This is a genomic window from Elusimicrobiota bacterium (assembly GCA_040757695.1).
In the GTDB taxonomy this organism is placed as follows: Bacteria; Elusimicrobiota; UBA8919; order UBA8919; family UBA8919; genus JBFLWK01.
Map to the genome: position 1 here is coordinate 1 of JBFLWK010000100.1, position 7,284 is coordinate 7,284.

Sequence of the window (7,284 nt, forward strand, 5' to 3'; positions counted from 1 at the left end):
GAAGTTTCACTATTAGTGAAGGTTGTGCAGGACTTATTTTTTCCCGATTATTATACATATTAGTCGTCGGTAAATCAATAATACTATGAGTCAAAAAACAGCGTTTTCACGCATTTTTCAGGATAAATAATGCCGCCACCCACTACTGTGGCATCAAGATTATTCATAGAACCTGTCAAAAAATGTTTAACTGCAAAACTCAACTTTACCCGCTGACTTAAAAAAGTACTCATTCCACCAGTTAACATAAAATTTGCACCATTTTCTCCATCCCACCGCCTCCACCAATAATGTAATCCAATACCTAAAAATGGTGAAATTGATTTTTCAAATAATAAATGGTAATTGACAACTATTGGTAAGAAATAATTAATTTCAGTTACATAAGATTGAGGATAAAAACGAGTATAAAAACCTAAATTTAATTCCATGCCTAAACCAGAATCAAATATGTAATCATAAAACAGGTCACCACCGACCCCGTGGGACCTCACCGACTCCCATGGCTTTCTTTCTCCCAATAGATATCCACCACGAATCCCAATTCCATGCCATCTTTTGAGTTTTGCTATGTCATAAAATTTTTCTTTGTAGACATCTCTTACCAGTTTTTCAGCAAGTTTTTCTACTACTTTATTAATATCTTTTACTTCCTCAAATTTCATTTTTTCAGAAATAATTATCTCGCCTGTTTCAACATCAACTATATTTGCAGTGAGGTATCTCAACTCCTCTAATTTGGAATAAAGTCCAATAACCATCAACTGAACATTCAGGACTTTTCCTATCTGCACCGCACAGATTTGGTCAGTACAGCCGGTGTATTGAAATTTTTGTTCTTCCAGAATTTTTGTCATATTTGTCTTGTCAACAACCTTAAAACATTCTTTTTTAACCAACTCAGTTCGCAAAAAATCAGAAATTATTGCGGCATCCGAAGCCGATGTGTTTTGTGCACCGAAGTCAATCACTGCTATCGTTTTTATTTCGGTGCAGAAACCAATTGAACAAACGCAACTCCAAATCAATATAGCGATACTAAATTTTCTCATAATTCCTTCACTTGCTCAGTTAGCTAAATGAGCAACTATCTGCTTTCTTTACAAATTTTTAATATCGCAAGATTAATCCTTTTGTTTTTATCCAAATTTAGCGAAAAATAAATCCATCTGCTTGTTTGGCGTTTTTTTAACAAACCAACATTTTCCAATTTCAGTAAATGTCTTGAGACGGATGGCAAACTCAAATTCAATTCATTAGCAATGCTGTTAACTGTCATCTCATCTTTTTTGCCAAGCATTCTTATGATTCTTACCCGTCTCTCATTTGCCACTGCCTTAAAGATTTTTGTCGCTAAATCCATACATTCCTCACTTGCTCATTTAGCTAAATGAACAAACCTCCTTTTTTTATAAAATTCTTCTCAAAATCAAAATCAGAAAAATCATTCCAATACAGCCTAATATAGAATTATACTCTTTATTTTTAAGAATTGCAAGAGATATGTTAAATTTCTCATCTTCTAAACCAAATGCTGTTATCCGTGGCAGCCAGCGTCTTACATTTTTTTTGTATTCAAGATATTTTTCACCAAAAATTTCGGTTAATTTTTTTTCTTCGTATTTAACTTGAAATGTATAAACTATCCCAAAACTTATCAATATCAAAATTAGAACAAAAAAATTTCCAATAAAAAGTGCAAAACCAACTCCTATCAAAAACGAACCAATATACAATGGATTCCTAACATATCTGTATGGTCCCACAATAGAAAGAACTTTATTTTTTCTGATATAACCCGCAGACCATATTCTTATTGATTCACCACAAAGAATAAAGATAATTGCCCAATAAAAAACTTTTTCAGATTTTAGCCCGAACAAAACAACTATTATAGCAAACAAAAATGCAATAATTCTGCGAAGAGTATTAACCATTTTTACTACTAAATTCTTTTAAAATGATGTTAGTTGCCCGTTTAGTTGCTCCTGTGTTACCCAATTTCTGCCTTGTTTCGGCAATTTCAGTTCTCATTTTTTCTAAGATTGGCTTGTTTTTCAAGATTTCAAAACATTTTTCTGCGATTTTTTCAGCAGTTATATTATTTTGAGTCAGTTCCGGACAAATTTCTCGTCCCGCCAATACATTTGACATACCGATAAATTTCACATTTATCAAATTTTTAACAATCTGATAAGTAAGCCAAGATGTCTTGTAGCAAATCACCATTGGCACGCCTAAAATCATATTTTCTACGGTTGCAGTACCTGATGAGGTGATACAAAGGTTTATTTTTGCTCTTTTTTCATAATCACCGTGCATAACAAACTCAATCATATCACTGTATAATGCAAAGTTATTTATGATATAATGTTTGATTCTGTCAGAAAATACAGGAATAATCAATTTAGCATCAGGAAATTCTTTAATTATCAATTGAAATGCCTGAAAAAATGGAACAAAATGATTATTTATTTCTTGAATTCTGGAGCCAGGCATTATGCCGATTATTAGGCGATTAGACGATTGGGCGATTGGGCGATTAGGAATAACATCTAATAGTGGATGTCCGACAAATTCGCAAGGAACACCTGCTTTTTCATAGATTTTTTTTTCAAATGGAAAGATAACCAGCATTTTTTTGACATATTTTTTGATTTTTTGAACTCTCCCGCCTCTTGTTGCCCAAACCTGCGGTGAAATGTAGTAAATTACCGGAATTTTGTTTTGTTTTGCTAGTTTGGCAAGATAGATATTAAAGCCATAATAGTCAATTATAATAAGACCTGTTGGCTTTTCGTTAATAAAAAATTTTTCTGCAATATCAGAATTTTTTTTTAATCTGCAAAAATTTCTCAATGGCTCCCAGAAACCGATAATTGAATCATCGGCAATTTTGTCAAAAATGTTTGAAACGGATGCCATTTTACCACCACCAAACCCAAAAACTTCAACCTCTGGATTCTGGGATTTGAGTTCTTTTACTAGATTAGAACCATGCAAATCACCTGACGGGTCTCCAGCGGATATAAAAATTTTCATTTTCACACTTGCTCATTTAGCTAAATGAGCAACTATCGTTCATTCTTAAAATTTGATTTTCAGTTCAATTATTTTTTAAGTGACTTGCAGTTTTTTAAGAATTTCAATTGCAACTTCCAATGCATCTCTGCCATGCTCGCCAGTAACGAGTGGTTTCTTGCCTGTTTTTGCACAATTTATGAAATGCTCAAGTTCCTGTTTAAGCGGCTCTTCAGCATTCAGTTTCGGCTTGATAATTTCAATATCTGACATAGAATGTACAATATCAGATTTTTTTCTATAGATTTTTAGCGACTGACCGATGTAATCAAGCGAGATATAACAGTCGTCCTGAAAAATTCGTATTTTTCTGAATTTTTCTAATGATACTCGGGATGCCGATATATTTGCAACGCAACCGTTTTCAAACTTAAGCCGAACATTTGCAATATCCTCATTTTGAGACAAAACCTTTGCTCCAATTACATCCATTTGTATAATTTTTGAATTAACAAGCGTCAGAATAATATCAATATCGTGAATCATCAAATCCATCACAATACTGATATGAGCAACGCGTGGGTCATACAGACCCAGCCGCTGTGCCTCAATAAATTTTGGCTGTTTTATGTATTTTTGTGCTTCAATTACCGCTGCGTTAAATCTTTCAATGTGTCCGATTTGAAGAATTATATTTTTTTCGTTAGCGATTTTCAGAAGTTCCTCAGCATGTAAAACATTATCTGTAATAGGTTTTTCAATAAGGCAGTGAACTCCGGCATTAAGAAAATCTTTCGCAACGATGTAGTGAAGCGGCGTAGGCACAACTATGCTCACAGCATCAACTTTTCCAACAAGCTCTTTGTAGTCGGTAAATGACTGCGTATTAAAATTTTTTGCAATTTTTTCCGCACGCTTTGTATCAATATCACAAACACCAAAAAGTTCAACCTCTGGTAGTTGCGAATAAATCCGTGCATGGTGTTGCCCCAACGAACCAACTCCAATGACACCTATTTTCATATATTTTTATATTCCAACTAAACAAATTTTGTTATTATCTGCGAATTTTATTGCATTCTCTTTTTCCAGGATAAGTGTTTTTTCTGATTCAATAGCTAAAACTAATGCGTTTGCTTCTTTTAATGTTTCAACAGTTCTTAAGCCAATCACTGGTATATCAAATCGCATATCCTGTTTGGGTCTTGCAACCTTTACAACGGTAAAAGTATCTGTGATTTTTCCTGACCGCTTAATACACTCGTCAGTGCCTTCCATTGCCTCAACCGCAACGATTGATTTATCCTTTACACAGACAGTTTGACCAATATCAAGTTGTGCAATTTCTTTTGCTATTTTATAGCCAAATTCAATATCTTCTTTCTGTGATTTATCAGGTTTTATTTTTGTAAGTATTTCTTTTTTTGCGATGGAATCAGACAGATAAATTGCGGAAGATAAAAACTCAATCCCTTCTTTTTTTAGTTCATCACATACAGCAGAAAGAATTGAATCAGCAGTTTTGGATTTAAGTTTTGTAAGAAGTGAAAGTGCTTTTAAGTCAGGCTTGACGGAAAAAAGTTTTGTATGTTTTACCTGTCCTGCCATTACACATTTTTTGATATTTTCTTTTTTGAAGGTTTCTATAAGTTTGGAAAACTGACCGACATTTATCCAGTAGGTTTTATCGGCAAGTGTTTCTATTGATTTATCCGTCTCGTCGTAAAGAGCAATAGCAACGACTTTTTCACCCCTTTTTTTTGCCTGTTTTATAAAAACTAATGGGAAACTACCATTTCCTGCAACTAGTCCAATCATTATTAGAAAATTGATTAATTAATTAATTCGTTAACGGTTGTCGTCTGAAAAATATCGTGTTTTTATTCACTATCTATTTCCTGTATTTTTCCAGGTCTTGTTATGCCACGTTTTGAGTTTTTTATAAAATCAACAAATTCATTCACTTCTTTAGATGGATTTGAAGTAACAAGTTGGTCAATCGCTTCTGCAACAGTAAGTCCTGATGTAAAGACAGTTTTATATACTGATTTTATATCGCTGATTTGTTTTTCTGTAAAGCCATGTCTTTTTAGCCCAACGATATTTAATCCAACGAGTTTTGCCCTATCACCCTGTGCCTGACAGAATGGCGGGACATCAAGAACAACCATTGCTCCACCCCCGAGCATAGCAAATCTCCCGATTCTTACAAACTGATGTATTGCTGCAAGACCGCCTATAATAGAAAAATCGCCGATTTCAACATGTCCGCCAAGTGTTACACAGTTTGCAAAAACAACACCGTTGCCAACAATACAATCGTGTGCTACATGCGAATATGCCATAAAAAGACAATTATCGCCAATTTCTGTAAGACCATGTGCTGGTGTGCCGCGATTAAGAGTAACATTTTCTCTAACAATACAGTTATCACCGATAATAATTTTTGTTGGCTCGTTTTTATACTTCAAATCCTGTGGGGCAGTTCCTATAAATGCTGATGAAAAGATTTTACAGTTCTTACCAATTTCAGCATACTCAATTACAGAAAAAGTGCCAATAGCTGTCCCGCTTCTTATTTTTACATCTTTTCCAATAAATACATATGGGCTGATTTCAACATCTTTCTCTATTTCTGCTGATTTATCAATTATTGCTGTAGGATGAATCATCGTCGCTTCGCTCCTTCTGTTTACGGTTTATCAACCAGCATAAATGTAAACTCGGCTTCTGTTACCACTTTCCCATCAACATATGCACAGCCCTTCACTACCCCGGTTACCTGTTTTGCTTTTACTACTTCTATATCAAGATAAAGTATATCACCGGGTAGAACTGGTTTTCTGAATTTAACATTATTTATTGACATAAAATACGCCAGTTTTTTATTTTTTAATTCAGGTTTTGACAGAAACAAAACACATGATGTCTGTGCAAGTGCCTCAACAATTAACACGCCGGGCATTATTGGTTTTTCAGGAAAATGACCTTGAAAAAACGGTTCACCTGCTGAAACATTTTTTATTCCGACTGCTCTTTTTTCAGGCTCAACGAAAATTACTTTATCAATAAACAAAAATGGAAATCTGTGTGGGATAATTGTTTTGATTTCATCAATATCCAGCACTTTACCTTCAGGGATAGTCCAGTGCGATTTTTCTATTGATTTTTTGCCGTCTAAAGATTCTGCAATTTTTTTCGCAAAAGCGATATTATTTTTATGCCCGCATTTTACAGTTATGATATCCATTTTAAGAATATCGCCTAGCAACGAAATATCACCCAGTAAATCAAGAATTTTATGGCGGACAAATTCATTTTCAAACCTTAGTTTTGTATGAATCTTTTTTGCACCAACCACTACTGCATTTTCAAGTGTTCCGCCTTTTGCAAGTCCTTTGTTCTTGAGCGCTTCAATTTCATAATCAAAACAAAAAGTTCTAGCAGGTGCGATTTCTTTCTCAAAAATTTCCGGTGTTATATTCAACGCTAAAAACTGGGTTTTTAAAAGTGGATGGTCATAAATTATTGTGCAAGTAATATGGAGTTTGTCTGATGGTGTTGCGGTAATCAGCACATCTTCATTTTTATAGACCACAGGTGTTAATATATCAAGTATTTTCTTATCTGCTGAAAGTTGTGTTATACCTGCTTTTTTTATCAATTCAACAAATGACATTGCACTCCCGTCCCCAATAGGTGGTTCGTTCGCATTCATTTCAATAATCAAGTTATCTATTCCAAATGCAAACAATGTTGCAAGAAGATGTTCAACTGTATGGACAGATATTTTTTCATCAAGTCCGACGGTTGTCCCACGAACAGTTGTCAAAACATTTGAAATATCCGCCTTTATTTTAGGATTATCAGGCAAGTCGCATCTTACAAAAACTATTCCAGTATTTTCAGTTGCAGGTTTTAACTTGATTAAAACATTATTTCCTGTATGGAGCCCGATACCTGAATACGAAACCTCTTGCAAAATAGTTTTTTGTTTCTCCATTGTCGTTTACGCTCCTTATCATGAATGTCTCACGAATTTCAACCCAAATTATCACGAATACTATCACGGATGTTTACAAAAACGAGATTGCTTCGGCTTCGCCTCGCAATGACATCTTGCAGTCATTCGGATTTAATTCGACCTGAAAAACGGCTATAAACACTATTTTTTTGAGATAGCTCGTCGGAGCCACTATAAAATATATTTGCAAATTCACTCAAATTAAAGGTTTGACCTTTAAAATCGCTCTTTGAATTTTG

At 34.2% G+C, this 7,284-nt stretch carries 8 protein-coding genes; all 8 read right to left on the reverse strand.

Features of this window, described 5'->3' with window-relative positions:
* Nucleotides 1-83: 83 nt before the first annotated feature.
* Nucleotides 84-1,052 (reverse strand): CsgG/HfaB family protein, encoded by a 969-nt coding sequence (locus AB1349_12020; GenBank protein MEW6558056.1) that lies wholly within the window; start codon nt 1,050-1,052, stop codon nt 84-86.
* Nucleotides 1,053-1,087: 35 nt separating this feature from the next.
* Nucleotides 1,088-1,363 (reverse strand): metalloregulator ArsR/SmtB family transcription factor, encoded by a 276-nt coding sequence (locus AB1349_12025; protein ID MEW6558057.1) that lies wholly within the window; start codon nt 1,361-1,363, stop codon nt 1,088-1,090.
* 46 nt (nt 1,364-1,409) lie between these two features.
* Complete coding sequence (locus AB1349_12030) at nt 1,410-1,937, reverse strand: isoprenylcysteine carboxylmethyltransferase family protein (protein MEW6558058.1); 528 nt, start codon at nt 1,935-1,937, stop codon at nt 1,410-1,412.
* Nucleotides 1,930-3,042, reverse strand: a complete 1,113-nt coding sequence (lpxB, locus tag AB1349_12035) for a lipid-A-disaccharide synthase (GenBank protein ID MEW6558059.1) — start codon at nt 3,040-3,042, stop codon at nt 1,930-1,932. Before lpxB ends, AB1349_12030 begins: the two co-directional genes overlap by 8 nt.
* Before the next feature lie 75 nt (nt 3,043-3,117).
* Complete coding sequence (locus AB1349_12040) at nt 3,118-4,044, reverse strand: Gfo/Idh/MocA family oxidoreductase (GenBank protein MEW6558060.1); 927 nt, start codon at nt 4,042-4,044, stop codon at nt 3,118-3,120.
* A gap of 6 nt (nt 4,045-4,050) precedes the next feature.
* On the reverse strand, nt 4,051-4,839 hold the full coding sequence (lpxI, locus tag AB1349_12045; protein ID MEW6558061.1) for a UDP-2,3-diacylglucosamine diphosphatase LpxI: 789 nt from the start codon (nt 4,837-4,839) through the stop codon (nt 4,051-4,053).
* Between the two features lie 62 nt (nt 4,840-4,901).
* Nucleotides 4,902-5,693 (reverse strand): acyl-ACP--UDP-N-acetylglucosamine O-acyltransferase, encoded by a 792-nt coding sequence (gene lpxA / locus AB1349_12050; protein ID MEW6558062.1) that lies wholly within the window; start codon nt 5,691-5,693, stop codon nt 4,902-4,904.
* A 20-nt stretch (nt 5,694-5,713) separates the two neighbouring features.
* Nucleotides 5,714-7,024: a UDP-3-O-acyl-N-acetylglucosamine deacetylase gene (lpxC, locus tag AB1349_12055; GenBank protein MEW6558063.1), complete on the reverse strand. Its 1,311-nt coding sequence runs from the start codon at nt 7,022-7,024 to the stop codon at nt 5,714-5,716.
* Nucleotides 7,025-7,284 lie beyond the last annotated feature (260 nt).

What these genes read in the sequence shown, in the direction of transcription:
- AB1349_12020 (MEW6558056.1), bottom strand. Translation starts at nt 1,052, where the DNA reads ATGAGAAAATTTAGTATCGCTATATTGATTTGGAGTTGCGTTTGTTCA.
- AB1349_12025 (MEW6558057.1), bottom strand. Translation starts at nt 1,363, where the DNA reads ATGGATTTAGCGACAAAAATCTTTAAGGCAGTGGCAAATGAGAGACGG.
- AB1349_12030 (MEW6558058.1), bottom strand. Translation starts at nt 1,937, where the DNA reads ATGGTTAATACTCTTCGCAGAATTATTGCATTTTTGTTTGCTATAATA.
- lpxB (MEW6558059.1), bottom strand. Translation starts at nt 3,042, where the DNA reads ATGAAAATTTTTATATCCGCTGGAGACCCGTCAGGTGATTTGCATGGT.
- AB1349_12040 (MEW6558060.1), bottom strand. Translation starts at nt 4,044, where the DNA reads ATGAAAATAGGTGTCATTGGAGTTGGTTCGTTGGGGCAACACCATGCA.
- lpxI (MEW6558061.1), bottom strand. Translation starts at nt 4,839, where the DNA reads ATGATTGGACTAGTTGCAGGAAATGGTAGTTTCCCATTAGTTTTTATA.
- lpxA (MEW6558062.1), bottom strand. Translation starts at nt 5,693, where the DNA reads ATGATTCATCCTACAGCAATAATTGATAAATCAGCAGAAATAGAGAAA.
- lpxC (MEW6558063.1), bottom strand. Translation starts at nt 7,024, where the DNA reads ATGGAGAAACAAAAAACTATTTTGCAAGAGGTTTCGTATTCAGGTATC.